General features: G+C 68.1%; 24 protein-coding genes and 2 pseudogenes. 11 read left to right on the top strand and 15 right to left on the bottom strand.

Annotated features, from left to right (window positions below):
• The first annotated feature begins 39 nt into the window (after positions 1-39).
• Together D7V97_RS02300 and D7V97_RS02295 are read left to right on the top strand one after the other, a co-directional pair.
• Positions 40-2,907 carry a PQQ-dependent sugar dehydrogenase gene (locus D7V97_RS02300; RefSeq protein WP_233582468.1) on the top strand — a complete coding sequence of 956 codons (2,868 nt, stop codon included), beginning with the start codon at positions 40-42 and terminating at the stop codon, positions 2,905-2,907.
• A gap of 121 nt (positions 2,908-3,028) precedes the next feature.
• Positions 3,029-3,607: a TMEM175 family protein gene (locus D7V97_RS02295; RefSeq protein WP_120608925.1), complete on the top strand. Its 579-nt coding sequence runs from the start codon at positions 3,029-3,031 to the stop codon at positions 3,605-3,607.
• Between the two features lie 19 nt (positions 3,608-3,626).
• Here the strand turns inward: D7V97_RS02295 and D7V97_RS02290 are convergent, their stop codons facing one another.
• A complete protein-coding gene (locus D7V97_RS02290; protein WP_120608924.1) occupies positions 3,627-4,178 on the bottom strand; it encodes a TetR/AcrR family transcriptional regulator in 552 nt (183 codons plus the stop codon).
• Positions 4,179-4,283: 105 nt separating this feature from the next.
• Here D7V97_RS02290 and D7V97_RS02285 point away from each other — a divergent pair, with 105 nt between their 5' ends.
• Together D7V97_RS02285 and D7V97_RS02275 are read left to right on the top strand one after the other, a co-directional pair.
• Positions 4,284-5,198 carry an NmrA family NAD(P)-binding protein gene (locus D7V97_RS02285; RefSeq protein WP_120608923.1) on the top strand — a complete coding sequence of 305 codons (915 nt, stop codon included), beginning with the start codon at positions 4,284-4,286 and terminating at the stop codon, positions 5,196-5,198.
• Between the two features lie 177 nt (positions 5,199-5,375).
• A pseudogene (locus D7V97_RS02275) lies at positions 5,376-5,939 on the top strand (LysR substrate-binding domain-containing protein); the annotation flags it as partial.
• 20 nt (positions 5,940-5,959) lie between these two features.
• Here D7V97_RS02275 and D7V97_RS45680 read toward each other — a convergent pair.
• From D7V97_RS45680 to D7V97_RS02255, 4 genes and pseudogenes are all read right to left on the bottom strand, one after another.
• Positions 5,960-6,214 (bottom strand): DUF1801 domain-containing protein, encoded by a 255-nt coding sequence (locus D7V97_RS45680; protein ID WP_233582470.1) that lies wholly within the window; start codon positions 6,212-6,214, stop codon positions 5,960-5,962.
• 189 nt (positions 6,215-6,403) lie between these two features.
• Positions 6,404-6,820 (bottom strand): annotated as a pseudogene (locus tag D7V97_RS45675) (DUF1801 domain-containing protein); the annotation flags it as partial.
• On the bottom strand, positions 6,817-7,263 hold the full coding sequence (locus D7V97_RS02260) for an SRPBCC domain-containing protein (RefSeq protein WP_120608922.1): 447 nt from the start codon (positions 7,261-7,263) through the stop codon (positions 6,817-6,819). The gene D7V97_RS02260 and the pseudogene D7V97_RS45675, both read right to left, overlap by 4 nt.
• Positions 7,260-7,574: a helix-turn-helix transcriptional regulator gene (locus D7V97_RS02255; RefSeq protein WP_233582467.1), complete on the bottom strand. Its 315-nt coding sequence runs from the start codon at positions 7,572-7,574 to the stop codon at positions 7,260-7,262. Before D7V97_RS02255 ends, D7V97_RS02260 begins: the two co-directional genes overlap by 4 nt.
• A gap of 191 nt (positions 7,575-7,765) precedes the next feature.
• Here D7V97_RS02255 and D7V97_RS02250 point away from each other — a divergent pair, with 191 nt between their 5' ends.
• Positions 7,766-8,611, top strand: coding sequence for a flagellar motor protein MotB (locus D7V97_RS02250; RefSeq protein ID WP_120608920.1), 846 nt, complete (start codon positions 7,766-7,768; stop codon positions 8,609-8,611).
• A 15-nt stretch (positions 8,612-8,626) separates the two neighbouring features.
• Here the strand turns inward: D7V97_RS02250 and D7V97_RS02245 are convergent, their stop codons facing one another.
• The 3 genes from D7V97_RS02245 to D7V97_RS02235 all read right to left on the bottom strand — a co-directional run bounded on the left by D7V97_RS02245 (position 8,627) and on the right by D7V97_RS02235 (position 11,069).
• The gene (locus tag D7V97_RS02245; protein ID WP_120608919.1) at positions 8,627-9,472 is read right to left on the bottom strand and encodes an SDR family oxidoreductase; all 846 of its coding nucleotides are present in this window, start codon (positions 9,470-9,472) and stop codon (positions 8,627-8,629) included.
• A gap of 90 nt (positions 9,473-9,562) precedes the next feature.
• Complete coding sequence (locus D7V97_RS02240; RefSeq protein ID WP_120608918.1) at positions 9,563-10,192, bottom strand: TetR/AcrR family transcriptional regulator; 630 nt, start codon at positions 10,190-10,192, stop codon at positions 9,563-9,565.
• Positions 10,193-10,274: 82 nt separating this feature from the next.
• Positions 10,275-11,069, bottom strand: a complete 795-nt coding sequence (locus D7V97_RS02235) for an NAD(P)H-dependent oxidoreductase (protein WP_120608917.1) — start codon at positions 11,067-11,069, stop codon at positions 10,275-10,277.
• Between the two features lie 104 nt (positions 11,070-11,173).
• Between D7V97_RS02235 and D7V97_RS02230 the strand changes: the two genes are divergently transcribed.
• Complete coding sequence (locus tag D7V97_RS02230) at positions 11,174-11,509, top strand: helix-turn-helix domain-containing protein (protein ID WP_120608916.1); 336 nt, start codon at positions 11,174-11,176, stop codon at positions 11,507-11,509.
• Positions 11,510-11,515: 6 nt separating this feature from the next.
• On the opposite strand, the gene D7V97_RS02225 is transcribed toward D7V97_RS02230, so the two are convergent.
• From D7V97_RS02225 to D7V97_RS02210, 4 genes are all read right to left on the bottom strand, one after another.
• Positions 11,516-11,866: a nuclear transport factor 2 family protein gene (locus D7V97_RS02225; protein ID WP_120608915.1), complete on the bottom strand. Its 351-nt coding sequence runs from the start codon at positions 11,864-11,866 to the stop codon at positions 11,516-11,518.
• Between the two features lie 114 nt (positions 11,867-11,980).
• The gene (locus D7V97_RS02220; protein ID WP_120608914.1) at positions 11,981-12,838 is read right to left on the bottom strand and encodes an alpha/beta hydrolase; all 858 of its coding nucleotides are present in this window, start codon (positions 12,836-12,838) and stop codon (positions 11,981-11,983) included.
• 47 nt (positions 12,839-12,885) lie between these two features.
• On the bottom strand, positions 12,886-13,707 hold the full coding sequence (locus tag D7V97_RS02215) for an alpha/beta fold hydrolase (protein ID WP_120608913.1): 822 nt from the start codon (positions 13,705-13,707) through the stop codon (positions 12,886-12,888).
• Between the two features lie 141 nt (positions 13,708-13,848).
• Positions 13,849-15,267: a sigma-54 dependent transcriptional regulator gene (locus tag D7V97_RS02210; RefSeq protein ID WP_120608912.1), complete on the bottom strand. Its 1,419-nt coding sequence runs from the start codon at positions 15,265-15,267 to the stop codon at positions 13,849-13,851.
• Between the two features lie 53 nt (positions 15,268-15,320).
• Here D7V97_RS02210 and D7V97_RS02205 point away from each other — a divergent pair, with 53 nt between their 5' ends.
• Positions 15,321-18,479, top strand: coding sequence for a response regulator (locus tag D7V97_RS02205; RefSeq protein WP_158623249.1), 3,159 nt, complete (start codon positions 15,321-15,323; stop codon positions 18,477-18,479).
• Between the two features lie 48 nt (positions 18,480-18,527).
• Entirely contained in the window at positions 18,528-18,983 is a 456-nt protein-coding gene (locus D7V97_RS02200) for an OsmC family protein (RefSeq protein WP_120608910.1), read from the top strand.
• Between the two features lie 3 nt (positions 18,984-18,986).
• Here the strand turns inward: D7V97_RS02200 and D7V97_RS02195 are convergent, their stop codons facing one another.
• Positions 18,987-21,416: a hypothetical protein gene (locus tag D7V97_RS02195; protein ID WP_158623248.1), complete on the bottom strand. Its 2,430-nt coding sequence runs from the start codon at positions 21,414-21,416 to the stop codon at positions 18,987-18,989.
• Between the two features lie 266 nt (positions 21,417-21,682).
• Here D7V97_RS02195 and D7V97_RS02190 point away from each other — a divergent pair, with 266 nt between their 5' ends.
• From D7V97_RS02190 to D7V97_RS02180, 3 genes are all read left to right on the top strand, one after another.
• Positions 21,683-22,198, top strand: coding sequence for an OmpA family protein (locus D7V97_RS02190; RefSeq protein ID WP_120608955.1), 516 nt, complete (start codon positions 21,683-21,685; stop codon positions 22,196-22,198).
• Between the two features lie 207 nt (positions 22,199-22,405).
• Positions 22,406-22,954, top strand: coding sequence for a biotin transporter BioY (locus tag D7V97_RS02185; RefSeq protein WP_233582466.1), 549 nt, complete (start codon positions 22,406-22,408; stop codon positions 22,952-22,954).
• 52 nt (positions 22,955-23,006) lie between these two features.
• Positions 23,007-24,998: a hypothetical protein gene (locus tag D7V97_RS02180; protein WP_147444654.1), complete on the top strand. Its 1,992-nt coding sequence runs from the start codon at positions 23,007-23,009 to the stop codon at positions 24,996-24,998.
• Here the strand turns inward: D7V97_RS02180 and D7V97_RS44005 are convergent.
• On the bottom strand, positions 24,892-25,320 hold the full coding sequence (locus D7V97_RS44005; RefSeq protein ID WP_147444653.1) for a hypothetical protein: 429 nt from the start codon (positions 25,318-25,320) through the stop codon (positions 24,892-24,894). The genes D7V97_RS02180 and D7V97_RS44005 overlap by 107 nt on opposite strands.
• Entirely contained in the window at positions 25,317-26,237 is a 921-nt protein-coding gene (locus D7V97_RS02175) for a LysR family transcriptional regulator (RefSeq protein WP_120608907.1), read from the bottom strand. The genes D7V97_RS44005 and D7V97_RS02175 overlap by 4 nt, the downstream gene beginning before the upstream one ends.
• Positions 26,238-26,424: the final 187 nt, after the last annotated feature.

Raw genomic sequence — 26,424 nt, 5'->3', positions numbered from 1 at the left:
GTCGTGTGCGCGGTCTTCTCCCTCGTCGTGGGCTGCTCGATGCCGTCGACCCCGGAGCTCGCGGTCGCGCGCGCGGCCGCGGTCACTCAAGACGCCAACTTCGCAGACTCCGTCTTCGTCAGTGGCCTCGAGGGACCGACCACAATGACCTTCGCGCCCGACGGGCGCCTGTTCGTCTCGGAGAAGAACGGCTCGCTGCGCATCGTCGAGAACGGCCAGCTTCTGCCGACTCCGTTCCTGACGCTCTCCGTGGACAACGACAACGAGCGTGGGCTGATGGGCGTCGCGTTCGATCCCAACTTCGCCAGCAACCACTATCTGTATGTCTATTACACGTCGATCGACGGCAGCATCCACAATCGAGTCAGCCGCTTCACCGCCAACGGCAATGTGGCGGTTCCCGGAAGCGAGCTGGTGCTCGCCGACCTTCCGACGCTCGACGCCGCCAACCACAACGGCGGCGCGGTTCGCTTCGGACTCGACGGCAAGCTCTACGTTTCGGTCGGTGAAAACGCGGTCTCCTCCAACTCGCAGAGCCTGAACACGCCGCTCGGAAAGCTGCTGCGCTTCAACTCGGACGGCAGCATTCCCACGGACAATCCGTTCTACGCGACCGCCACCGGGCTCGCCAAGGCGACCTGGGCGATGGGGCTGCGCAACCCCTTCACCTTCGACGTCCAGCCCGGCACGGGCACCCTGTTCATCAACGACGTGGGCGAAGGCGGCTGGGAAGAGATCAACCGCGGCCAGGCCGGTGCCAACTACGGCTGGCCGATGACTGAAGGCTATTTCACGAATCGCCCGGGGCTCACGCAGCCGCTCTTCGCGTACCCGCATGGCACCGGCACGGCCGCCGGCAACTGCATCGCCGGCGGTGCCTTCTACAACCCACCGATCCCGGCGTTTCCCAGCGCGTACGTCGGTCAATACTTCTTCGCGGATTACACCAACAATTGGATCTCCCGCATCGACCCGAACTCCGGCGCGCAGTCGCTGTTCGCGACGGCCGCCGCGGGGCCCGTGGACCTCGACGTGGGCCCCGACGGCGCGCTCTACTATCTGTCGCGCGGCGCGGGCCAGGTCGGTCGCATCGCCTACACGGCTTCGCTGCCGCCGAGCATCGCGCAGCAACCGGCGAGCACGTTGGTATCGGTCGGAAATCCGGCGACCTTCACGGTGTCGGCGAGCGGCGAGCCGCCTCTCACCTATCGGTGGCAGCGCAACGGCGTGGACATCCCTGGCGCGACCTCGCCGAGCTACGTGCTGAACGCCGCGCAGCTCGCCGACAGCGGCGCGAGCTTCCGAGTGGTCGTGACCAACGGGCTTGGCTCGGCCACCAGTGCCGCAGCGGTGCTGACGGTGACGTCCAACAAACCGCCGGTGGCCACGATTGCGACGCCGGTCGCGGGCGCGACCTACACCGCGGCCACCTCCATGGTGTTCTCCGGCTCGGCCAGCGACGCGGAGGATGGCGCGCTGCCGCCGAGCGCGATGACCTGGAGCATCACCTTCCATCACGATACCCACACGCATCCCGCCATGTCCGAGACCACCGGCATCGCGAGCGGGAGCTGGCCCATCCCGAGCATCGGCGAGAGCTCGGCCAGCGTCTGGTATCGCGTGCGGCTCACGGTGCGTGACTCGATCGGCCTCACCCACACGACGTACCGCGACGTCCTCCCGGTCACGGTACCGCTCAGGGTGACCAGCCTGCCGAGCGGGCTGCAAGTGCTGATGGACGGGCGGCCGTTCGCGGCGCCGCACGACACGACCGGCGTGGTCGGCGTCGTCCGCTCCGTGGGTGTCGACTCGCCGCAGTACGCGAACGGAAGATTCTGGGCGTTCTCGTCGTGGTCGGACGGCGGCGCGCAATTGCACACCCTCACCACGCCTGGCAGCGCGGCCACCTACACGGCCACGTTCGTCGAGACCTCGGGCGGGAGCTGCTACCAGATTCAAAGCGAGCGCAGCGACAAGTGGCTCATCGTCGACGTCGCGGGCAAGGTCGTCGCCGGCAGCGCGACGCAAACGGGCGGGCAGATCTTCCAGCTCGTTCCGAATGGCACCCGGTACAAGCTCAAGGGCTCGGGCGACGCGTTCCTGGCGGTGGTGGCGAACCAGCTCGCGATGAGCGCCAACTTCGCCAGCGGGGAGTCGTTCACGCAGCTTCCCTGCGGCTATGGCGGGCGCACTCGGGTCGGCTTCCAGGCTTCGTTGGGGAGCGCGCCCCATTGGAAGGAGACCACGCCGGACGGGCCCATCCAGAGCGGTGACGGCGGCAATGGCGGCGCCTGCAACCCGACCGATGGCGGCGCCTGGGAGGGCTTCTACCTTGAACCGGTGACCTGCCCGGGTGTCAGCACCGGCCCCGTGTGCGGCAACGGCACCGTCGAGAGCGGCGAGCAATGCGACGACGGCAACACCCAATCAGGCGATGGCTGCGATGCGACGTGCCACACCGAGACCGTCAGCGGCGCGGGCTGCTTCCGCATCCAGAGCGAGCGCTCCGACAAGTGGCTCACCGTCGACGGCACGGGCAAGGTGGCCGCCCTCAGCACGACGCAGACCGGTGGAGAGACCTTCGAGCTCGTCACGAGCGGCGCGAACTACAAGCTCAAGGGAGCGAGCGGCGCGTACCTGGCGGTGGTCGCGAACCAGCTCACCTTGAGCGCCGCGCTCAACACGGCGGAGCCGTTCACCCGCTACGACTGCGGTGTCTACGGCGGCCGCAATCGCTATGGCCTCGCATCGTCGACGGGCACCGCGCGCAACTGGAAGGAGGTCACCCTCGGCGCTCCCATCCAGAGCGGAAATGGCGGCAACGTGGGCATCTGCAATCCCACCGACGGTGGCGCCTGGGAGGGCTTCTACCTCGAGCCCGCGACCTGCCCGGCGGCGGGACGCTGAGCAACCGGGGCACCGGTACTCCCGAGCCAGCGCCCGCGTTCGCGTGGGCGCTGGCCAAGGTCGGGAGCGAACACCCTCTCGGCAGAACTACCAGGAGGCTCGAATCGTGTAAGGGGGGAGCATGGACACGAACCGGCTGGAAGCGTTCAGTGACGGCGTCATCGCCATCATCATCACCATCATGGTGCTGGAGCTCAAGGTGCCGCACGGCAGCGGGCTGGCCGACCTGCAGCCGCTGATCCCCGTCTTCCTCAGCTATGTGCTCAGCTTCATCTACGTCGGCATCTACTGGAACAACCACCATCATCTCTTGCACACCCTCAGCCATGTCACCGGCGGCCTGCTGTGGGCGAACCTGCACTTGTTGTTCTGGCTGTCGCTGATCCCCTTCACCACCGGCTGGATGGGCGAAAACCATTTCTCATCCGTGCCGCTGGCGCTCTACGGCTTCGTGCTACTGATGTGTGCCTTCGCCTGGTGGGTGCTGCAAGCCCGCATCGTTGCGACGCAAGGCCGAAGGTCGACACTGGCGCTGGCGGTCGGGCGCGATCTCAAGGGCAAGATTTCGCCGGTGCTCTACCTGGCCGGCATCGTCAGCGCCTTTCTCAATGGGTATCTCTCCGAGGCGTTCTATGTGCTGGCCGCACTGATGTGGCTGGTGCCGGATCGGCGTCTTGAGAAGGCGACGCATGAAAGATAGGTCACCCGGGTGGCTGCGTTCACGGCCGGATGCCGGTGAGCGCGAGGCGCAGCACCCGGCGCGCGGTGAGCGGATCGTCTTCGTTCGCGACGGCGATCGCGTTCGCCAGCATCAGCAGGTCCTCCGTCTTGGCGCTGGCGTGAATCGCGCCCGCCGATGACGCCCGTGCCACCAGGACGTTCAACACCTTGAGCAGCATGTCGGTGCTGCAGATCTCCTCGGCCGTGAGGCCATCCGGGCCGGTCAGCAGCGCGGCGGCAAGCCCGCGGTGGGTCGCGGTGTAGACCGTCAACTCCTCAAGCCAGTCCGCCAACTCGGCGGCGGGATCCTTGCCCGGTTGCGCGGCGGCCCTCGCACAGAGCTGCGCGACGCCATCCCGGAAGACCGCCTCCAACAGCGCCTGCCGTGACGGGAAGTGCCGGTGCAGGGTCGCCGAGCCGACCCCCGCCCGCCGCGCGATCTCCTCGAGCGACGCCTGCGCGCCATCCCTGGCGACCAGCTCCGCGGCGGCCGCGACAATCTGCTCCCGGTTGCGTCGTCCGTCCGCTCGCAACGGCTTCACCTGATCCACGGCGCGCCTCTCCTCACCAGAACCTTCGTTGACAAACGGGGTGCCCCCCCGTATCTAACCACGAAACTAAACGGTGGGGTCCCCCACTTATGAGAGGAGCTGCCCATGAGCCGCACTGGTTCCGTGCTCGTCACCGCCGCCACAGGGCGCCAGGGAGGCGCCACCGCCCGGGCGCTGCTGGCGGAAGGCAACACCTCGGTGCGCGTGATGGTGCGCAATCCGGAGGCGCCAAACGCCAGGGCCCTCGCGGCGGCGGGTGCCGAGGTGGTCGTCGGGGACCTTGACGATCCGGCGTCGTTGCGCGCCGCCTGCTCCGGGGCGCGGGCGGTCTTCTCGATGCAGTCACCGATCATGTCCGCGACCGGTGTGGACTACAGCAAGGAGCGCCAGCAAGGGAGGAACCTCGTCGAGGCCGCGCTTGCCGAGGGCGTCGGGACGTTCGTGCACACCGCGACGTCCGGTGTCGGCGACCACCGCAACGTCGAGGGCTGGGCGGAGGGGCGCTGGAAGTCGCACGAGGAGTACTGGGAGAACAAGCTTGCCACCTGCGACCTCGTCCGCAACGCGGGCTTCAAGCACTGGACCCTCCTCCTGCCCGCCACCTTCATGGATCAACCAATGTTGGATCCCGCCGGCTTCGTCGACGGGCGCCGGTTGCTCACGGTGATCAGGACCGATCTGCCCATCGCGCTGATCGCGCCGGAGGACATCGGCAAGGCGGCCGCGGCGGCGATCAACGATCCCGCGACGTTCCACGGCGTGACGCTGCAGCTCGCGGGTGACCTGCTCACGCTTCCCCAGGTCGCCGAGATCCTCTCGCGCATCGACGGCAAGGAGTACGCGGTCCAGTCCGGCACGGTCGAGGAGGCCGTCGCGGCGGGCCTGCATCCCGGCGTGGCGCGAGGCCTGACATACATGAACGTCGCCCCGGTCCTGGCACGGCCCGAGCTTGCGCGTTCCTACGGCCTTTCGCCCATGAGCTTCGAGACCTGGGCGCGCCAGCGTCGCGAGCTGACCTGACCGTCGCCCTGTCGTCGCGTCTCCGAAGGCTCGGAGCATGCACAGGGGCGCTCGGAGGCAGGCCTCACTTCTTCGGGGGCGCCTCGCCCCCCGAGAAGACAAGCACCTGTTCCGGGAGCCGGGCACCGTGGATCTCGACCGCCGAGACGGCACTGTTCAGCTCGGCGAGTTCGGCCGGCCTTTCGCGCGCGCCACCCGCGGGTGGAGGTGGAGGTCGTCGTCGAGAACCGCTTCGTGGACATTGTCGCGGAGGGCTACGACGCGGGCGTGCGCCTGCACGAGGCCATCGAGCGAGACATGGTGCAGGTGCGCCTCACCGACCCCTTCCGCTTCGTCGTGGTGGCCGCCCCGGCGTACCTCGAGAAGCACGGCACGCCCCAGAAGCCCGAGGACCTGCTGCGCCACGAGTGCTTCACCATCCGCGTCCCCTCGAGCGGTGCGCTCTACGCCTGGGAGCTGGAGCGCGGGAAGAGGAACTGGCGGGTGCCGGTGCGAGGCAGCGTCGTCACCAACCACCGCGAGCTGACGCAGGCCCTGGTCGAGCAGGGCCTCGGGCTGGCGTACGCCTTCGAGCCCGCGGTGAAGGAGGCGCTGCGCGCGGGCCGGCTGGTGCGCGTGCTCGAGGAGTACGCGCCCAGCGTGCCCGGCTACTTTCTCTATTTCCCCAGCCGCGCACGGCGCTCGGGACCGCTGCGCCTCTTCATCGCCGTGGCCAGGGAGCTGTCAGCGAAGGCCGTGTGATACCCGGCCCTGCGCTGCCGCTACGGGACCCAGCCGGGCAACGCTGCCGCCTGCTTCACCCACTTCGCCATCTGCGCCTCGTCGAGCGGGTCGTCTTCGCGGATGTCGTAGTAACGCGTGTCCTGGGTCTTGCTGGGGCCGGGAGGGACCGGCCGCAGCGACGTGCCACGGAAGAAGGTCACCTTCACGTAGTTCGTGAAGGCGTGCATCCCCAGGAAATAGCCCTGGCCTTCAATGCCGTAGAACGGCGTGTTCCACTTCACGGCCTTCTTCACCCCAGGCACGTTGCGCACGATGAGCGCGTCGAGCCAGCTCCCGACCTCGCGCTTCCAGCCCGGCAACGCGTTGATGTACGCCTGCACCGGGGCGTCGCCATCGGCCTTCGCGATCTGCGGATTGCCGCCGGAGAGGAGCTTCACCGGCTTCGCCTTGCTCGCAGCGGGTTTGGCCTTCGCCGTCGGAGCATTCCGGGCCACCGCGGCCTTCACGAGCGCCTTGAACACGCGCGCATCGACCTTCTCCCCTTCGTGGATGTCGATGGCCCTTCGCGTGTTGCCTTCCAGGCTGGAGTTGAAGAGGCCCGAGGGGTCCGGGATCGTGGCCCCCTTGGCGAACGTGAGCTTCACGGCCGCCTTGTAGGACTCTCCGGTGCAGACAATCCCGTGGTGCGACCAGACCGGAGTGCCCCACTTCCACTCCTCGGTCATCTCCGGGTCGGCTTCCAGGATCAGCGCCCGCATGCGAGCCAGGGTCTCCCCGCGCCATCCCCCCAGGTCTTGGATCCGCTGATCGATGAGCCGGGAAGCGGATTCCACCGGCGCGTCCTTGCTCGCACCTGCCTTGGCCTTGGTGGCTGCCTTTGGCCGGGTACGCGTGCTCATGGGATCCTCGCGAGCAGGTCGACGAGCTTCCCGCCCATCATGTTCCAGCCGTAGCGCGCGCCACCGAAGTTCTGCTTCTGGTCCGGCTTGAAGCCCGACTGCACGAGCGACAGGCGCGTGCCTGCCTCCGTGGGCGTGAGCGTGAAGGTCACGACGGTGTCCAGCACCATGTCGCCGACCACCCACGTGTAGCTGAGCTTCCGCTGCTCTTCGCTCTCCAGGACCCGGCAGTTCACCGTGCCGTCCCAGCCGGGGTACGGCTGCGTCTTGAACGCGAACGCGGTCCCCGGCTGGGGCTTGAACCCGACGGCAGGCAGGAGCCACTCGGTGAGCAGCTCGGGGTCGGTGAGCGCGCGCCACACCTTCTTCGGCGAATGGTGCAGATCGAATTCGAATGAAATGGCTTCGGTCTGCGAGGGGGCGGTCTTGTCGAAGGGGGTCATTCGTCCATGTTCTCCAGCAGCGCTTCAAGGCGACCGACGTGCTCCGTCCAGAAGGCGCGGTAGTGCGAAATCCAGTCAATGAGCGGCTTCATCCCGCGCGGCTCCACCCGGTAGTACACACAGCGCCCTTCGCGCCGGCCGTTCACCAAGCCGGCGTCTTTCAAGGCGGCAAGGTGCTGCGAGACCGCCGGCTGGGAGATGGCGAAGCGCGCCGTGAGGTCCTTCACCGCCGCTTCGCCACGCGTGAGCGACTCGAAGATCGCCCGGCGGCTGGGGTCCGCCAGCGCCTGGAAGATCTTGTCTTCGGCCACGACCGCTCTCTGCATGCGCGACCAATAAGTCGACACTTATTGGTTGTCAAGCGCTCGGAGCAGGCCGCAGGCATGCGCCCCGGGTTCAACAATGCACCCCCAGACACCTGCACGCACCCGGTCGCATTGAGGCGCACCCGGGGCATGTCGCTAGCGTGGCCTCCGTCCATTCCACCCCCGGAGGTCGCGACATGGAAACGGAACGCGGAAGGGCCTGGGTGCCCTGGTTGGTGACGGCGCTGGTCGCGGTGCTCGCGGGCCTGGTGCTCTATCTGGCGCATCGCAACACGACCGCCGCGGACGCGGCGGCGGTGGCGGCGGCCACCCGGGCCAGCGAGGCCGAGGCCGCGAAACTCCTGCTGGAGACGAAGCTCGCCTCGCTGGAGGCCGAGCGCGCGAAGCTGTCCACCGAGAAGGACCAGCTCAACACCGAGAAGGAGCAGCTCAGCCAGACGGTGCAAGAACAGGAGGCGGAGCTGTCCCGGCTCAAGGCCACCTACGAGGACCTCCAGGACAAGATGAAGAAGGAGATCGCCGAGGGCGCCATCCGCCTGACGCAGAACGGGGGCCGCATCCAGGTGGACCTCGTCGACAAGGTCCTCTTCGATTCGGGTGACGCCAGCATCAGCGCGCGCGGCCAGGAGGTCCTCACCCGGCTGGGCGGCGTGCTGTCCAAGGTGGATGACAAGCTCATCCAGGTGTCGGGGCACACCGATGACTCTCCCCCCACCCAGAAGCTCCAGGCCACCTTCCCCACCAACTGGGAGCTGTCCGTCGCGCGCGCCGTCAACGTGGTGCGCTTCCTCCAGGACAAGGGCGGCGTGCCCGCCAAGCGCATGCTCGCGGCCGGCTACGGTGACACGCGGCCCCTGGCGGCCAATGCCTCGCCGCAGGGTCGCGCCCGCAACCGTCGCATCGAGCTGCTGTTGATCCCGGAGCTGGCCGCCCGGCGCACCACCGTCCTCGCGAAGTCGACCGCCGCGAAGCCGACCGCCGCGAAGCCCGCCGTCCTCAAGAAGACCAAGGGCGGCAAGTAGCCGCGCCTGGCCCGCTCAGGCGAACGCCGCGCGGTGCTCCTGGCACCACTGCTCGAACGTCTGCGCGGGCCGGCCGGTGAGGCGTTCCACCTCATCGGTCCGCGTCGTTCCGTTTCCCGTCCGGACCGCGGTCCACAGCTCCATCAGCCCCTCGACCATCCACTCGGGGGCGCCGGACTTGCGGACGTTCTCCCCCGCCGCCGTGACGGGCACGTCCATGCACTTGATGGGCTTGCCGAGGACGCCCGCGAGGATGCGCACCTGGTCGTGCGCGCTCAGCAGCTCCGGGCCGGTCAGCGCGTAGATCCTGCCCTCATGGCCGGCCGTGGTGAGCGCCACGGCGGCGACCCCCGCGATGTCCCCGGGCGCGATGGGCGCCAGCTTGCCGTCCGCCGTCGGCGTGAAGACCGTCCCCTGCGTGCGGATGGGCGTGGCCCACTGCAACGCGTTGGACATGAACGAGCCGGGCCGCAGGAACGTCCAGGCCATGCCCGACTCCTCGATGAGGCGCTCCTTCTCGCGGTGACGCCGGCCCATGGCGCTGTTCCCGTTCGTCCCCAGGGATGAAATCTTCACCACGTGCCGGACCCCGGCCCTCCGTGCCTCCTCGATGAGCATCGGATCCGCCGCGTCGCCTTCGCCCGTCAGCAGCGAGACCATGAACAGGCGCTCCACGCCCTGCAACGCGCGCTGCACGGTGGCCCGGTCTCCCAGGTTGCCGATGATCCGCTCGATGCGCGCATCCAGGTGGGCCACCTTCCTTTCGTCACGGGTGACGATGCGAAGGGGCACCCCCTCCGGCGCCAGCCGCGTGACCAGCTCCTTGCCAATGTTTCCCGTCGCTCCGGTGATGAGGATCATCTCGCGCTCCCTGCTGTGTGGGACTTCGTAATTGACTGTTCACTCATTAAAAAGGCGTGACAGAAGCTCCGGCCCTGGCTCATCCGGGGTTCAACGCTTTGAGGGACGCTCGGGCGCCAGTCCGGTCCAGAGGGCGTGGACGACGGCGCGGACATAGGCCTGCTGCATGGCGGGCTGCTTGCGCACCTTGTCGAGCATCACCTGGAGGAACGTGTGGTGCCACAGGGCACCGATGAACGCCTGCGCGACCGTGTCGAAGTCGCCCTCGCGAACCCTTCCCTGCCGGGCCTCGGCGGCCAGGTAGTCCGCCACCTTCCGGGTCCGCTTCGCGGCACGCTCCGAGGCACCGACGATGGGGTGCTGCGCGCGGGGGATGGGTTCGGCCTCCTGGCGGTTGCTCCAGGCCATCATCGTCGTGGGAATGAAGCGGGAGAAGCCCTCCATCAGGTGCGTGCCCAGCTCCACGAGCGTGTCCTCGACGCTGCCCTTCCCCACCCGGGCGTCCAGGTCGATGGGCAGCAGCGAGTCCGGGTCTCCCTGCGGCGTCATCGCCGCGCGGAAGAGCGCCTCCTTGGTCTTGAAGCGCTTGAAGAGGATGCCCGGGGAGACCCGCGCGCGCGCGGCGATCTCCGCACTGGTCGCCCGCATGCCGCGCTCGAGGAACACCTCGCGCGCGGCCTTGAGGATGTCTTCGTCCTGGATGGTGACGGGTCGGGCCATGATGGGTTATTGACTGGTCACTATCCTAACCCCGGCCCGCCGGACCGTCAACACGAACGGTCCGGGGAGCCTTCACGGGGCGTCAGCCGCGGCGCCGGACGTGGAGCCGGAGCCCGCTGGCCTGGGGGTCTTCATCGCCCAGGCCTGGCTTCAGCGTGAGCGCGGGGATGTCGTAGTCCCCGCCGTTCTGCTTGCGATAGGCGATGGGTGCTTCGGTCCACAGGTCGTCGAGTCGCCTGCCCAGCTCCTGCTGGACGCGTTCGAAGCGCGCGGCGTCCATCTTCTCGACCCTGTAGAGGACGACCGGTGGCAGCACGTCGAACCCGGGGTAGTGCAGGATGCCGTGCGTGATGGGGAAGAGCAGGTCCTCCGTCGGCCCGTTGACGCCGCGCTCGCCGTAGTGCGACTCCCAGCCTCCGGCGGTCACGATGAGCAGGGCGCGCTTGCCCTGGAAGACGCCTTCGCCGTAGCGGTCGCCCCAATGGGTTTCGGAATGCTCGCCGACGCCGTACGCGAAGCCATAGGCGTAGACGCGCTCCACCCAGCCCTTGAGGATCGCGGGCATCGAGAACCACCACAGCGGGAACTGGAAGATGACGGCGTCGGCCCAGCGGAGGTCGGCCTGTTGCGCGGCGATGTCCGCGGACTGCGTGCCGGTGGCGAACGCGTGCTGCGAGTCGGCGATGAGGTCGAGCGGGCGGCTGCGGTCGCGCTCCAGGAAGTCGTCCCCGTCCGCGGCGGGCTTCCAGCGCATGGCATAGAGGTCCGAGACGCGGACGTCGTGTCCTCTCTGGGTGAGCCGGTCGACGGTGAAGTTCTTGAGCGAGCCGTTGAGGGACTTCGGTTCGGGATGCGCGTAGACGATGAGGACGTTCATGGTGCTCCAGCCGTGATGGAGTCAGACTGGAGTCGAACGTGCGCCCTTCATGCGCTTCGAACAAGTACGCACATCTTTGGTAGGTAGTATCAAAAGGAGAACCCATGACCACGAGACAACGGGTCGAAGGGAAGAGCGGCTGCTCCGTGGAGTCGGCGCTGGCGGTGATTGGCGGGCGCTGGAAGGGCGTCGTGCTGTACTGGCTTTCGACGCGGACGCTCCGGTTCGGAGAGCTGCGAAAGCTGCTGCCCAATTGCACACAGCGCATGCTGACCCTGCAATTGCGCGAGTTGGAGCAGGACGGCCTCGTCAAGCGCACGGTGTTCGCGGAGGTCCCACCGCGCGTGGAGTACGAGCTCACGCCCTTCGGCAAGAGCCTCCAGCCCATCCTCCTCAGCCTGCGCGACTGGGGCGACTGCTATCGCAGCCGCCTGCCCTGACGCCCGTCAGCGCTTCTCCAGCAGCGGGCGCGGATCGAAGGTAACGCGGATGCGGGTGATGCGGCCGTTCTCGACGTGGCTCCAGTTCGCCACCGGCACCGGCGCACACCCGGAGGGATGGATCTCGAACCAGGTCAACACTTCGTCGCCGTCCACGAAGCGGTGCAGCACCGTCACCTGGGGCGACACCTTCCACATGCCATTGAGGAGCCCCTTCACGCAGGCCTCGGCGCCTTCCGCCGTGCCGAGCGCGCCGACGAAGCTCACGTCCGGCGCGAGCGTGCTGCGCAACAGGGACTCATCCTTCGCACTCCACGCATCGAAGTACGCCTTCACCACTTCCGCGGGACTCTTCACGTTCGACCTCCTGGGCACTCGACGGTGCAGCCCATCGAAGCTGGGCTGCACCCTCCCCCCTGGCACTGACAGCCCTGTGTCAGGTTTGTGCGCCCGCGAAGGCGCGTGACGCCCCTACCCCGTCACCTTCCCGGTCGCGGGGGTCGCACTCTTGATGCGCGCCTCGATCCACCCAACGACGTCGGCCAGCACCTGCTCCTTGCCTTCGTCGTTCAGCAGGTCGTGGAAGTGGCCCTCGTACAGCTTGAGCGTCTTGTCCACCGAGCCCGCGTCCCGCAGGAAGCGCTGGCTGCCGCTCGGCTTCGTGACGTTGTCCGCCGTGCCGTGGATGATGAACACCGGCAGCGTGATGAGCGGGAACTCCTTCTTCAACCGCTCGTCGGCGCGCACCATCTCCGCCACGGAGTTCGCCGCGTAGTTGATGTGCGGGACCAGCGGGTCGTTCATCATCCGCGCCACGAACGCCGGGTCCCGTGAGAAGTCCGCGTCCTTCAGGTTCAGCACGTGCAGATGCGGCGCGATGTGGCTCAGCCCCTTGAGGATGGCGAGCGCGAAGTCCGGGGCCGGCACCTCGTGGGCGAAGCTCTCGCAGATCAACCCGGCCAGCTCCTGCTGGTTCTCGAGCGCGTAGGTGCACGCCACCACGCCGCCCGCGCTGTGCCCGAGCAGGAACACCGGCAGCCCCGGGTGCTTCGCCTTGACCCGCCCGATGAACACCTTCAGGTCCGCCACGTAGTCGGCGAACGCGTCGACGTAGTAGCGCTCACCGTCGGACCGGCCGTGACCGCGGAGGTCCATCGCGTGCACCGACAGGCCCCGGCGCGCCAACTGCGGCGCCGCCCCGTCGTACAGCCCGCTGTGCGACTTGAAGCCGTGTTGCAGGATGACCACCCCGCGCGGCGTCCCCTCCGCCTTCCACGACCGGGCGAACAACTGGATGCCGCCCGAGCCTTCAAACGTCTCTTCAATCATGTGTGTGTTCTCTCAAGTGGAACGACGTGTTCGTGGAAGGGAGCGCTTCAGCCCTGGATGAACGCCAGCAGGTCCGCGTTGAACGCATCCAGCTGGGTGGCCATCAGCCCGTGCGAGCCGCCCGGGTACACCTTGAGCGTGGCGTTCTTCACCCGCTTGCTGCTGAGCAGCGCCGACGCTCCCATGGGGACGATCTGATCGTCATCGCCGTGGAGGATGAGCGTGGGCACGTCGAACTTCTCCAGGTCCTCGGTGAAGTCGCTCTCGGAGAACTCCTTGATGCAGTCGAGCGCCGCCTTGAGGCCGACCTGCATGCTCTGCAGCCAGAACTGGTGGCGCAGCCCCTCGCTCACCTGGGAGCCGGGCCGGTTGGCTCCGTAGAACGGTGCGCTCAGGTCCTTGTAGAACTGCGAGCGGTCGTACGCGACGCCCTTGCGGATGCCGTCAAAGGCTTCCAGCGGCAGCCCTCCGGGGTTGCGCTCCGTCTTGAGCATCAGCGGAGGCACGGCGCCAATGAGCGCGGCCTTCGCGACGCGGCGGGTGCCGTGACGGCCGATGTAGCGTGTGACTTCACCGCCGCCGGTGGAGTGTCCCACCAGCACGGCGTTCTGGAGGTCGAGCTGGTTGAGCAGCTCCGCGAGATCGTCCGCGTAGGTGTTCATGTCATTGCCCTGCCAGGGCTGGCTGGAGCGGCCGTGGCCCCGGCGGTCATGGGCGATGGCGCGGTAGCCCTTCGACGCGAAGAAGTTCAGCTGCTCGTCCCACGCGTCGGCGTTGAGGGGCCAGCCGTGGCTGAAGACCACCGGCTGCCCCTGGCCCCAGTCCTTGTAGAAGAGCGTCGTCTTGTCGTGGGTGGTGATCGTGCTCAAGGTCGTGTCGCTCCTGGAATGGGACGAGCGCGTTCGTCCACGGCGCCACGTTGCAGTGGCCATGCCGTACGACCCGCGTCGCGATTCCAGGCACTTGGGCGCGCCGACCCGAGCGCGCCTGGCTTCAAACTGGCCAGCTGCTCAGTTCGAAGCCAGGTCCGGGTCCGGCGGCTCCGTGCCGTCCGGAGAGAGCGCCCGGAGCTTCATCCGCAAGGTCTGGCGTGAGACGCCGAGCATCCTCGCGGCCTGGCTCTGGTTGCCCTGGCAGAACCCGAGCACCGCCGTGAGCAGGAACCTGTCCAGCGCATCGTGGGCTTCGGCGTAGAGGTTGGTGGTCTTCTGCGACAACCGCTGTTGGATGAGGGCTTCCAGCGCGGTCGGCTCGACGCTCGGCCCTTGCAGGGACGGCAGGAACAACGGCAACAGCACGGTGCCGCTCGCCTTGAGCAGGGCCTGCTTGAGCACGCTCTGCAGCTCGCGCACGTTTCCCTGCCAGGGCTGGGCGGCCAGGAGCTCCAGGGTCTCCGGAGCAATCTCCCGGATGTCGCGGCCCAGCTCCGCGCTGAAGCGGCGGACGTAGTGCCGGGCCAGCGCCGCCACGTCGTCGCCCCGCTCGCGCAACGGAGGCAGGTGGATGGAGAACACGCCGAGCCGGTAGAAGAGGTCCGCCCGGAACTTCTCCTGGGTGGACAGCTTCGCGAGGTCCCGATGCGTCGAGGCGATCACCCGCACGTCGGTGCGGACCGTCTCGTTGCCGCCCACCCGTTCGAAGGTGCGCTCCTGCAGGACCCGCAGGATCTTCGCCTGCAACGCGAGCGGCATGTCGCCAATCTCGTCGAGCAGCAGCGTGCCGCCGTTGCACTGCTCGAACTTGCCGATGCGCCGGCGGTCCGCGCCGGTGAAGGCGCCCTTCTCGTGTCCGAAGAGCTCGCTCTCGAGGAGCGGTTCGGGGATGGCCGCGCAGTTGAGCGCGAGGAAGGGCGCCTTGGAGCGGGCGCTGTGCTGGTAGAGCGCCCGCGCGACCAGCTCCTTGCCGGTGCCGCTCTCGCCGGTGATGAGCACCGTCACGTCCTGCGCCGCCACCCGGCCAATGGACTTGTAGACCTCCAGCATGGCCGGGCAACCGCCGAACATGGAGCCGTCGGCGCGCTCGTCGGGCGGCTCCTCGTTGAGCAGCACCGGGGAGCGCATGCGACGGGCCACCTCACAGGCTTCGCGGACCGTCTGACTCAGCTGCGCGAGCGCGAGCGGCTTGTGGAGGTAGTTGAAGGCGCCATGCTTCATCGCCTCGATGGCCGTGTCCGCCGTCTTCGCCATCGTGATGAAGATGACCGGGATGCGCGCATCGATGGCGCGGATCTGCCGGTACACCTCCAGGCCTGACTGATCCGGCAACATCAGGTCGAGCAGGATGACGTCGGGTGCTTCGCGGCGCACGCTCGCCAGGCCATCGCGACCCGTGCTCGCCCAACGCACGCGGTGTGCCGGCGCGGGGAAGATCTGCCGGACCTGGGCGGGGATGACCGCCGCGTCGTCGTCGATGAGGAGGAGGTCAGCCATGCCGTGACTACGCAGACTGCTCGATGTCGGGCATCATGGCGAGCACCCACTCCATGCCTGCCCATATCCTGCTCGTCGAGGACGACCTTGACTCCGCGCGACACCTCGAAGCGCAGCTCGTGTCGTTGGGCCATCAGGTCATCGCCTCCACGGCGCGCGGCGAAGAGGTGCCAGCGCTCGTGGCTTCGGAGCGCCCCCACCTGGTGCTGATGGGCGTTCGCCTCGGTGGCTCCATCGACGGCATCGACGCCGCCGGGCTCCTCGGCGACCAGGGCCACATCCCCGTGGTGTTCGTGAGCGCCCACTCGGATGCCGGGACGCTGGGTCGGGCGGCCCGCCACGCGAGCGGCTACCTGGTGAAGCCGGTGGCCACCGAGCAGCTCCACGCGGCCGTGGAGCTGGCGCTGCACCCGAAGCGGTCCACGCCTCCCTCCCTGCCGCTCCACCTCCTCGACGTCAGCAACGGCCTGCGCGAACGGCTTCAGTTCGCGCTCCAGGGGTCGACCATCGGCTTCTGGGAGCACCTGCTGGCGGACGAGAACATCGAGAACGGCATCCTGTCGTCGGTGAATGTCTGGGAGCCGCTCGGGTACCCCGCCGTGGGCTCGCGGACCATCGCCGACCGCATCGCGCTCTGGCACCCCGACGATGTCGCGCGGGTGTTGAACGCCTCCACGGCCTACCTGAAGGGTGAAACGCCCCACTACGAGGTGGAGGTCCGCGTCCGGCAGCAGGACGGCACGTACCGGTGGATCCTCAGCCGGGGCACGGCGCTGCGCGACGAACAGGGCCGTGCGCATCGCTTCCTGGGCGTGAGCATCGACATCACGGACCGCAAGCAGGCTGAAGCGGCGCTCGCGCGCAGCCAGGAGCGCTACCGCGCGACGTTCGAGCACGCTCCCGCGGGACTGGTCCACGTGGATCCCCAGCACGGGTTGATGCACTTCAACCCGGCCTACTGCGAGATCACCGGGTACACCGCCGAGGAGCTGCTGGCGCTCGAACCCATCCACCTGGCGCACCCCGAGGACCTCGAGCACGCGCTCGGCCACTTCCTCTCGCTGAGCAGGAACGAGATCTCGACCTACAGCATCGAGCACCGGTTCATCCGCAAGGACGGCAGGACGATCTGGCTCAGCGTCACCTCGTCGCGCGTGCCCACCGACGACGGCACCGCTTCGTACATCATCAGCATCGTGCACGACGTCTCCCGGCGGAAGCAGCTGGAGGAGGAGCTGCGACAGGCGCGCGCGCTCGCGGAGCAGGCCAACCGCGCGAAGGACGAGTTCCTCGCGAACGTCAGCCATGAGATCCGCACCCCGATGAATGCCATCCTCGGGATGACGGAGCTGGTGCTCGACACCCACCTCACCCAGTCCCAGCGCCAGTCGCTCAAGACCGTGAAGTCGGCCACGGGCAACCTGCTGGGGATCATCAACGACCTGCTGGACTTCTCGAAGATCGAAGCGGGCAAGCTGGCGCTGGACCCGGCGGACTTCCACCTGCGCTCCGCACTCAGCGACACCATGCGCGCGCTCGCCGTCCGCGCGCACCGCAAGGGGCTGGAGCTCGTCTGCAACGTGCACGCGGACGTCCCCGACGCGCTGGTGGGTGATTCGAGCCGCCTGCGGCAGATCGTCATCAACCTCGTGGGCAATGCCCTCAAGTTCACCGCGCAAGGCGAGGTGGTGATGCAGGTGGAGGTCGCGAGCACTTCCGCCGAGCGGGTCGCGCTGCGGTTCTCCGTGCGCGACACGGGCATTGGCATCTCCGCCCACAAGCAGGCCGCCATCTTTCGCGCCTTCGAACAGGAAGACGCGTCCACCAGCAGGAAGTACGGCGGCACGGGCCTGGGCCTCACCATCGCCGCGCGCTTGATTGGCCTCATGGATGGCGCCATCCAGGTGGAGAGCGAGCCGGGGCGCGGCAGCACCTTCACGTTCACGGCGGACTTCGGCCGGAGCTCGGGGCTGATGGACGCGCCCCTGGTGCGACCGCTCCCGCTGCTGCGGGGCATGCGGGTGCTCGTGGTCGACGACAACGCGGTGAACCGCCGCATCGTCGAGGAGTGGCTGCGCGTCTGGCAGATGGAGCCCACGGTGGTCGGTGACGGCATCGCGGCGATGGACGCGCTCTGGCACGGCGTGGCCTCGGGACGGCCGTACGCGCTGGTGCTGCTCGACTTCCGGATGCCGGACATCGACGGCTTGAGCCTCGCGGCGAAGATTCGCGAGCGCTCCGAGCTGTCCGGGAGCCGGATCGTGCTGCTCACCTCGGCGGATCGTCCCGGCGACGTCGCCCGGCTGCGCGAGCTGAAGATTGAAGCGCACCTGCTCAAGCCCGTGCCCCAGGACGAGCTGCTGGAGACCCTCCACCACGTCATGGGCAGCGCCAACGCGGCGCCCGTGGTGGACCCGGCCCCGGTGACGGCGAGCACCCCGGGAGCGGCCGGTTCGCCCGCCAGGCCCTTGCGCATCCTCATCGCCGAGGACGACGACTTCGGTGCGCAGCTGCTCCGCCAGTTGCTGACCCGCCGTGGCCACGACGTGAGCTCCGCCGCCAGCGGCTTCGAAGCGCTGAAGCGGCTCGAAGAGGGCTCCTACGACCTGCTGCTGCTGGACCTCCACATGCCGGAGCTGGACGGCTTCGAGGTCATCCGGAGCATCCGTCAGCGCGAGCAGGCGACGGGGGCGCATCTCCCGGTGGTCGCGGTGACGGCGCGCTCCCGACAGCAGGACCGGGCGCGCTGCCTGGCGGCGGGCATGGACGACTTCCTCACCAAGCCCATCATCGCCAGCGACCTGTGGCCGGTGCTGGAGCGCCTGGACCGCCGGAGGGCGCTCCGACAGCTGCTGGATGCTCCCGTGCTGCTGGCGGCGTGCGGGGAGGACGCGCCCCTGCTCACGAAGCTCTGTGATGCGCTCATCGCGCGCCTGCCCGTCGACCTTGGCTCCATCGACGAGGCCATCCGCGACAACGACGCGGCCCGGCTGCGGCAGTGCGCCCACAAGCTCTCCGGGGTGCTGGCGAACTTCTCCCGGAGTGCGAGCGACCTTGCCTCCCAGGTCGAGGACTGCGCGGAGGGCCTTCGCCCCCAGGAGGCGGCGCCATGGGCCGCGCGGCTTCAAGCGCTCTCCGGAGACCTGCTGCTCGCCGTGCGCGGGCTGACCGTGGACGAGCTCCGCGGCGAGGCCCCGCTGCCCAGCGCGTGAGCCCATTCCTGTCGAGACGTCGCGCTTCGACCTGGCGTAGAAGGGGCCATGCCCCATGCGCTCGACAGCGTGTTGCTCTCCCTCGCCACGGTGGAGAGCGGTGAAGGACTTGCCCAGCACATCCGCACCGGACACCACCAGTTCATCGCGGATGAACCGGCGGCGCGCGGCGGCGGGGACCTGGGCCCCGCGCCGTACCAGCTGCTCATGGGCTCGCTCGGCGCGTGCACGGCCATCACGCTCAAGATGTACGCGGAGCGCAAGAAGTGGGACCTGGGCAAGCTCGTCGTGCGCCTCAAGCTGATTCGCGAGCCCGCGGGTGAGCGCGTCGAGCGGGTCCTCGACTGCGCTGACACGGTGACGGCGGAGCAGCGCGCGCGGCTGCTCGAAATCGCCGCGAAGACGCCCGTGACGCTGACGCTGTCGCGCGCCCTGCACATCGACACGCGCTTCGCGTCGACCGAGCACGAGCAGCCCGCGGGCTCCGAGACTACGGGCGGATGAGACCTATGCCGTCGACGTGACGGTGCCGGGCGGGGCCTCCTGCTCGGTGTCGGGAACCGGCGCCCGACGAATCACCCAGACCAGGGTGCCCGCCCCCAGATAGCAGACGATGCCCAGGCCGAAGGTGACGGCCGTTCCGAAGTGGATGGCCAGGTAGAGCGCCCCGGCACTGGCCATCACCGAGAACACGCCATTGAGCGCCCAACCCCACTGCACCAGGTCCCTGCGGTGGTGGATCAGGGACATGCCGAGCGCCATGGGGAGCCCCATCAGGAAGGACAGCGGCGCGATGAGCACCGCCGAGACGAGGATGCGCATGGAGAGCGACAGCCCCACCACTGCCTCCAACACTGGGCCCTTGAAGGACAGGAAGGCCCCAAGCCCGACGGCGAGCGCGAGGAAGACCCCGCCCGTCAGGGCCGGCCGCGCGCGGGAGAGCCGCTGCGCGAACAGGCTGCCCATCCCGCTGGACACCAGCATGCTGGCCAGCACCGTGACGAAGGTGATGGTGGGGCTTCCCAGCACCAGCGCGAAGACATGGAAGAACTCCATCTCCACGAGCATGAAGGCCACGCCCAGCAGCGAGAAGTAGCCGAGCGAGGCCCAGCCGGAGGTGCCCATCCGCCCGGTCTGCCGTGCCAGTTGGAAGAGCGGCAGCAGCAGGAAGGGAACCACCAGCGCCAGGAGGATGAGGACCAGGCGCTGCAGCTCCAGGACGCCGATACCGGCCGCCCGTGCGGGCCCCGCGCGCTCCACGAAGTAGAACGGGTTGTTGTCGGTGGCGGGAGCGATGTCCAGCGCGCTCTGCGCCCACAGGCGCTGCGGGTCGGGGCTGGTGATGATGTCGCGGATCATCCCCGCGTAGGGCGTGAAGGGCTGGGGGGTGGAGGCCACGTCGAGTGAGCCGTCCGGCATCCAGAGGGCCTGGAAGCCGAGCGCGTCCAGGTGCTGCCGCGCGACCGCCATGTCCCCCGCGGTGATGGGCGAGCGCTTCACCAGCACGAAGCACATGGGACGGGGGAAGTGGGGGCTCGCCACCGCCGCGACCAGCATGTGCTTGCCGGGCTCCTGGATGCCCAGCTTCTCGAGCGCCTCGCGCGCCACCGTCAGGCCCCGCATCGAGTCGATGCGCACCACCTCGCCCTCGCCCAGCGCCCGCAGGAAGCCCATGTAGCCGTGGGGCGCCAGGTGCTGGAAGAACTCCTGGTAGGCCTCGACCGTGTAGAGGTAGTTCTCACTGAAGGCCAACGCCGTGGCGCTGCCTCCGGTGTCCACCCAGGTGAGGGTGATGAGATCCCACTGCTCGTGGGAGCGCTTGATGAAGGTCCGCCCGTTCTCGATGTGCAGGTCGACCCCGGGGAGCTGGTAGGGCCGTCCGGAGAAGGAGGCGAGGTCCTCGTTCACCACCCGCGCCACCAGCGGGTTGATCTCCACCGCGGTGATGTCCTTGCGGCCATGGCGCACGGCCTGGAGGATGTCCACGCCGCCCCCCGGGCCGATGATGAGCTGCCGACCCTCCGGGGGAACCAGCTTGTGCGCGAGCGCGGTCAGGTCCTGATCCAGATAGGTGTAGGCGGAGAGCGACTCGGGCCTGCCGTTGAACTTGACGATCTGGGTTCCCCCCAGCCCATCGATGATCAGGTCCATCATCCGGAACGTCGGACCGGTGTAGCGCCCGCTCAGCGACCAGGTGAAGAAGCTGGAAGGGTGCACGCGGACGGAGGAGATGGAGTTCCACTCCGAGACCTCCGTGGGCCGCTTCAGCCAGCTGACGTGCGGCGGCTTCGCGATGGCGGGGACCTGCGTGAGGAAGGTGCCGAGCAGCACGAAGGCGACGGTGAGCCCCACGGCCGCGAGCGCGGTGGTTTGCAGCCTCCCCGCCAGCGCGAACAGGATGGCCGCCACCATCGGGAGGATGACGACCGTGCCGAGCATGACCTCCACCGGCGTGCTGGCATCCAGCAGGAAGACCGCGACGATGCAGCCCAGCGCGGCCGACACCAGGTCGACCGCGTAGAGGCGGTGGAAGCGCTCGCGGTGGTGCGACAGGACGAGCGAGACCACGATGCCGCCGAAGAGGAACAGCGGGAAGGCGCACCAGAAGATGCCCGCCAGGGACCAGAACTCCTGCGCGTAGACGTTGAAGGCGCCTCCGAACCGCACATGCGGCAGCAGGGTGAGGATCCCCATGATGCCGACGAAGCCGGAGATCCCCGCCACCAGGCTCAGGACCGCCAGCTGCCCCAGCAGTCGCTCGCGGGTGAAGAAGCGGTGGGCCAGCTGCGCCAGGAGCCCACCCGACGCCAGCCCCAGCATCGCCAGCGAGATGAGCATGAAGGCGTAGTAGTAGGTCATCGTCCCCGCGAACAACCGCGAGAGCACCACCTGGGCCGACAACATGCTGGCCGCGACCAGCCCGAATCCCAGGCTCATGGCCCGCATTGACGTGCCTTCCAGACGCTCTTGCATGATGCCGACGGTCCTTCCCAGCGGGGGGGAGGCGGAGCATAGGAGAGATGGGGTTCTGGCCCAACCGCGCGGAGCAGGACGCGTTCCACGGCACGTCGCGAAGGGAGCGGGCCAGCAGCCGTGCCCTGCGCACCCTGCCTCGGGACATCTCCGTGCTGGACGCGGCGGGGGCGCGTGGGCAGCCTTGCGCGCCGTTCCACCCTTCCCTTTCGAACCCAGGAGTCCTTCCCATGAAGCTCAAGGCACTGTTCCTCTCCGTGTCGCTGCTGGCCCTCCCTGGCGTGGCCTCCGCGCAGCTCTCGCTGGACTCCCTCAAGAAGACCGCGGGCGACGCCGGCAAGGGCGCCGTCGAGAAGCGCGTCAACACGAAGCTGATGGACGAGGGCCGCAAGAACCAGTGCAGCTTCAAGTCGGGCACCGCCGAGCTGGACGCCGGATGCGACGCGAAGCTGAAGAAGCTGGCCGCGGCCCTCATCGACGCCAAGAAGCAGCTCGATGGCGCCGGGGCGAAGAGCTACAAGTTCGAGGTCTCCGGCCACACGGACTCGTCCGGTGACGCGGCGAAGAACAAGAAGCTCAGCGAGCAGCGCGCGGAGACCATCGTCAAGGAGCTGGTGGCGCGCGGCGTGCTCCGCAACGAGATCATCGCCGTGGGCTTCGGCTCCGAGAAGCCCCTGGTGAAGCCGGACGACACGGCGGCCAAGAAGGCCAAGAACCGCCGCTACGAGCTGCAGGTCCGCCTGTAGCCGTCCACCAAGGCCCCCTCGGGCCGGGGCGCGGCTCGTGATGCCCGGAGAGGAGCCGCGCCTTGCATCGCGATTCCTCCTCGCGGAGCATCGGCCCGTGTCTCCCCGCCCCTCCGCATCGTCACGTGGCTCGCACTCCTCGCTGGCAGGTCAGCGTTGAGCGCGGGCGCCAGTCCTCCCCTGCGTCGCGTCCTGGCTGACGGCTTCGTGCGCACGCGCGCGCACGAAGCAGTGCTCGTGCTCGGCGCGGCGCTCTGCACCGCAGTGCTCGCGCAGGTCGCCATCACGGTGCCGGGCTCGCCGGTGCCCATCACGGGACAGACGCTCGCGGTCATCCTCACGGCCGCCGCGCTCGGGCCTAGACGTGGCACGGCGGGGCAGCTCGTCTATCTCCTGCTGGGGGCGGTGGGACTGCCGTTCTACGCGAAGGGCGCCAGCGGCTGGGGGCAGCTTGTCGGACCAACCGGGGGCTACCTGGTGGCCTTCCTGCCCGCGGCGTGGCTCGTGGGGCTCGCGGCGCGCCACGGCCTGGACCGGCGACCGTGGACGGCGGTGCCCGTCTTCCTCGGGGGCCAGCTCGTCATCCTGGGCATCGGCATGGCCTGGCTCCGGGTGGCGGCCGCCCTCGACGCCGCCACCGCCTTCCACAAGGGCTTCCTCCCCTTCGTTCCCGGAGGCCTGCTCAAGGCCTTCATCGCCGGGCTGATCACGTTCCTCGCGTGGCGGCTCACGCGGGCTCGCGCCCTGGCACCCTGAAGACAGTGCAAGCAACCGCGTCTCCTCCCTCCGTCTGGCTCCGAGGCTTGTCATGAAGGTGTTGATGATCAACCACCACCTGTTCCAGGAGGGTGACACCTACGGACTCATCTATGCCTTGCAGTTGAGCAAGGCCTTGCGAGTCGAGAGCCCTGACTATTCGAAGGTCTATGGGTTGCTCTACTTCAACGGCGAGGAGTTCCAGAACGATGCCGGCTACCGGGAGAAGATCCTCCGGAGGTTGGGCTACTTCAGCTCCTTCGACCTGCTCGACGACCGGTTGAAGCTGGTGGCCTGCTTCTATTCAGACGACACACCGACGCTCCGACTCGAAACCAGGCCCTTCGCTTTCAGCGCGCGTCTGGAGGTGCGCTGCATCCACGTCACCGCCAACAAGACCCTCTTCAAGAACAACCCCCGGCTGATCGCGCTGGCCCTGACGGGCGCGGAGAACGATCCCCACAAGGCGGTCAAGACCCTGACCCGCACACTGCTGGAGCGCGAGGGCATCCCGCCGGAGGCGTCGACTTCGCGGCTGACGGCGGGCCCCTTCTCCCAAAGGCTCAATGAGGAGCTCCTGCATCTGGTGCAGGGCGATGAGGAGAACACGGAAGAGCGGATCGAGGGCGTCAGCTATGCCTACATCAGCAAGTCGACGGACTACATCGTCGACTGCATCCGCAAGAGGAGCTTCCTGGCGGTGGCCAGCACCCTGAGACAACTGGTGGAGCGCTCCACCCAGGAATACGAAGGGGCCAACAAAGCCTTCCTGGATGAGTTCATGGGAGGGCTGGTGGGGAAGTACGTCACCGACAAGCGGCAGAAACCGCACTACGCGTGGCAGAAGTTCACCTCCACCGAAGACAAGAACCAGTTCTTGATCATCCTCTTCTGGATCCGAGGGGCCAAGCAGGACGAGAAGGAGGCCATCTTCATGGAAGGCGAAGGTTCCGTCGGGAAACCCCAGCACCACACGAACCTGACCCTCTATAAATACATCCGCAACATCACCCAGCTCCTGGGACAGGAGCTGGACACGCCCTTCCTGTTCGTTCCCATCGGCGACGAGCTGAAAGAGCTCACCGGGGAGGGCGAGACCTTCGGGTACACGAAGAGCGGGAAGGCGCACAACCTCATCAACTTCTTCAGGCGCGAGCCCTTTGCCGGCAGGCCCATGGGCTCGCAGATGAACTTCCTGCTGCAGCTCTCCAAGGAGTACCAGGTCATCCAGGTGGGCATGAGAAGTGGCTCGATGGAGCGCTTGATGTACCTGGGGGTGCCCACGATCTATTTCGACCGGACGGGCGCCGTGACGGGGCTGGCGCCCCCGGTGGGGGCCGAGCGCATCAAGCAGTTGTGCGGCTTCAAGTCAGGGGGCATCAACAAGCTGATGGAGTACTTCGACTTCTGCGCGCAGACCCTCGGCAAGAATGCGGAGGCCATCGAGTCGTCCGGTTCGAGTGGCTTTCCGCTGTTCTTCCAAGTCGAAAACAAGGACACGGGCTTCTTGCGGTACTCCGACATCGGACCGACCTGGGTCGCCCCCCCGGGCGGGTGGACCCGGGATCCGCGCACCGGGAAGTGGGAACAGGAGTCCTGGGTCCGGGTCCCGGGAACGCGGCTGGACAACACGATTCGCGGGCTGCTTGGGGTGCTGAACAAGGGATTGAAGACAGACATCACCTTGCACGAGTTCAACCGGTTCAAGGCGAAGCTGACCCAGAAGAACTACCTGCGGCAGAACCTGGATGCGTCCAAGAAGTTCCTGATGCTGGGCGGCCTGAACGAGGCCGAGGAGACGAAGTTCTCCGCCATGCTCTGGTTCATGAGCGTCGTCTACCCTCGATACAGGGACCTGTTCGGGGAGGCCCGTACCACCCAGGCGACCCTCACGCTCAGGGATGGCTCGAGCCGCCAGGCGAAGACGTTCAGCGCGTTCAAGCAGTCGCAGGAAGAAGCTCGCACCCAGAAGACGATGTCCCGGGCGGCCAAGAAGGGCAGCGGGTCTCCGCTTCCCTCCAACTCCAATGACGAGAACCAGTAGCACGGGCCGTCTGGGCATCCGCGGTGGTGGCGTACACCTCGTTGATGGTGACGTAGGGACTGAAGGTCGGGTTGATCAGCCCGCCGCGCCCCTTCGCGTACACCACGAACTTGAGCGCGCCGGTGGTGGCGGACTCCATCGAATGCAGCCCCGAGCGCAGCGAGAGGTCCTTCGCCGCGTGCGGTTTGATCTCGTGGGTGGTGCCGTCGATGTTGACCGCGATAACAGCGTCGGTGGGGTTGTCGATGGAGAAACTCACGCTGTCGCTGGAGCATCCACTCGCGCAGAGCAGGATGCACAGCACGGCAAGGGCTTGGGTCATGGCGCTGTCTTGGCGTGATCAGCGGTGTCCGTCAACACGGCGATCAACGCGCGGGAGGCCGCGGACAGGCTGCGGTGCGGGACGTAGATGACGGAGAACGGGCGCGAGCGGCCCCGCAGGCGGGGCAGCACCTCCACCAGGGTGCGCCGGCGCAGGCGTTCCGCGGCGATGAAGTCGTAGGTCTGGCACACGCCCATGCCCTGCTCCGCGAGCGACACCACGCCCAGCACGTCGTCCGACACGCGCAGCGCGGCCTGGGGCGTCCAGTCGATGTCGCGCCCGTCCTCGCGGAAGATGAACGGCGACACACGTCCGGTGCTGGGCATGACGAAGGACAGGCAGGCGTGTCGCTCCAGCTCCGCCAGCGACCGGGGCGTCCCGGCTTCCTTCAGGTAGGCCGGTGAAGCGACCAGGCACATGGGCGCATCTTCCAACCGCCGCGCCACCAGCCCGCTGTCGGGCAGCTCGCCCACGCGGATCGCCAGGTCGAAGCCCTCCGCCACCAGGTCCACGTTGCGGTTCGCGATGCTCAGCTCCACCTGCACGCGCGGATGCCGGCGCACGAAGGTCCTCAGCTTCGCCGGCAGGCGGTAGTGCCCGTAGGTGGTGGGCACACTGAGCCGCACGCTGCCGGTGACCTCACCGCCCTGCCCCTGGATGGCGCGCTCGGCGTCCGCGATCAACCCGAAGGCCGTGCTCGACTGCTCCAGGTACAGCCGCCCCGCGTCGGTCAGACCCAGGCGCCGCGTGGTCCGCCGCAACAGCTGCACGCCCAGGCGCTGCTCCAACCGGGCGATGGCGCGGCTCACCACCGAAGGCGTCGTCCCCAGCGTGGCGGCGGCGGCCGTCAGCGACCCGCGCTCCACCGTGGTGAGGAAGGCTTCCACGTCGTTCAGGTGGTCGAAGCGCCGGCCCATTCATGCCTGAATAGCAAAGGTGCCGTGCCAAGGAGCCCATTTATCACCGACAGTGGCGACAATAGTTTGAGTCACGAAGCCGGGCCCGAGCGTGGGCCTCTTCCCCCAGGAGTTCCAAAATGTCCGTCTTGTTCGCCGCCTCCCTGGTGGGGCTCGCCGCCGCCACGCTGGGGACGACGCCTTCGGT

The organism is Corallococcus sp. CA053C (assembly GCF_003611675.1).
Taxonomy (GTDB): domain Bacteria; phylum Myxococcota; class Myxococcia; order Myxococcales; family Myxococcaceae; genus Corallococcus.
This window is presented reverse-complemented; position numbering and strand designations above follow the sequence as displayed.

Coding starts and splice junctions, on each gene's coding strand:
- D7V97_RS44005 (WP_147444653.1), bottom strand. CDS start 25,320: ATGACCCAAGCCCTTGCCGTGCTGTGCATCCTGCTCTGCGCGAGTGGA.
- D7V97_RS02300 (WP_233582468.1), top strand. CDS start 40: ATGCCGTCGACCCCGGAGCTCGCGGTCGCGCGCGCGGCCGCGGTCACT.
- D7V97_RS02240 (WP_120608918.1), bottom strand. CDS start 10,192: ATGGCCCGACCCGTCACCATCCAGGACGAAGACATCCTCAAGGCCGCG.
- D7V97_RS02205 (WP_158623249.1), top strand. CDS start 15,321: ATGCCTGCCCATATCCTGCTCGTCGAGGACGACCTTGACTCCGCGCGA.
- D7V97_RS02180 (WP_147444654.1), top strand. CDS start 23,007: ATGAAGGTGTTGATGATCAACCACCACCTGTTCCAGGAGGGTGACACC.
- D7V97_RS02285 (WP_120608923.1), top strand. CDS start 4,284: ATGAGCCGCACTGGTTCCGTGCTCGTCACCGCCGCCACAGGGCGCCAG.
- D7V97_RS02295 (WP_120608925.1), top strand. CDS start 3,029: ATGGACACGAACCGGCTGGAAGCGTTCAGTGACGGCGTCATCGCCATC.
- D7V97_RS02235 (WP_120608917.1), bottom strand. CDS start 11,069: ATGAACGTCCTCATCGTCTACGCGCATCCCGAACCGAAGTCCCTCAAC.
- D7V97_RS02245 (WP_120608919.1), bottom strand. CDS start 9,472: ATGATCCTCATCACCGGAGCGACGGGAAACATTGGCAAGGAGCTGGTC.
- D7V97_RS02230 (WP_120608916.1), top strand. CDS start 11,174: ATGACCACGAGACAACGGGTCGAAGGGAAGAGCGGCTGCTCCGTGGAG.
- D7V97_RS02220 (WP_120608914.1), bottom strand. CDS start 12,838: ATGATTGAAGAGACGTTTGAAGGCTCGGGCGGCATCCAGTTGTTCGCC.
- D7V97_RS02200 (WP_120608910.1), top strand. CDS start 18,528: ATGCCCCATGCGCTCGACAGCGTGTTGCTCTCCCTCGCCACGGTGGAG.
- D7V97_RS02175 (WP_120608907.1), bottom strand. CDS start 26,237: ATGGGCCGGCGCTTCGACCACCTGAACGACGTGGAAGCCTTCCTCACC.
- D7V97_RS02250 (WP_120608920.1), top strand. CDS start 7,766: ATGGAAACGGAACGCGGAAGGGCCTGGGTGCCCTGGTTGGTGACGGCG.
- D7V97_RS02260 (WP_120608922.1), bottom strand. CDS start 7,263: ATGACCCCCTTCGACAAGACCGCCCCCTCGCAGACCGAAGCCATTTCA.
- D7V97_RS02195 (WP_158623248.1), bottom strand. CDS start 21,416: ATGAGCCTGGGATTCGGGCTGGTCGCGGCCAGCATGTTGTCGGCCCAG.
- D7V97_RS02210 (WP_120608912.1), bottom strand. CDS start 15,267: ATGGCTGACCTCCTCCTCATCGACGACGACGCGGCGGTCATCCCCGCC.
- D7V97_RS02190 (WP_120608955.1), top strand. CDS start 21,683: ATGAAGCTCAAGGCACTGTTCCTCTCCGTGTCGCTGCTGGCCCTCCCT.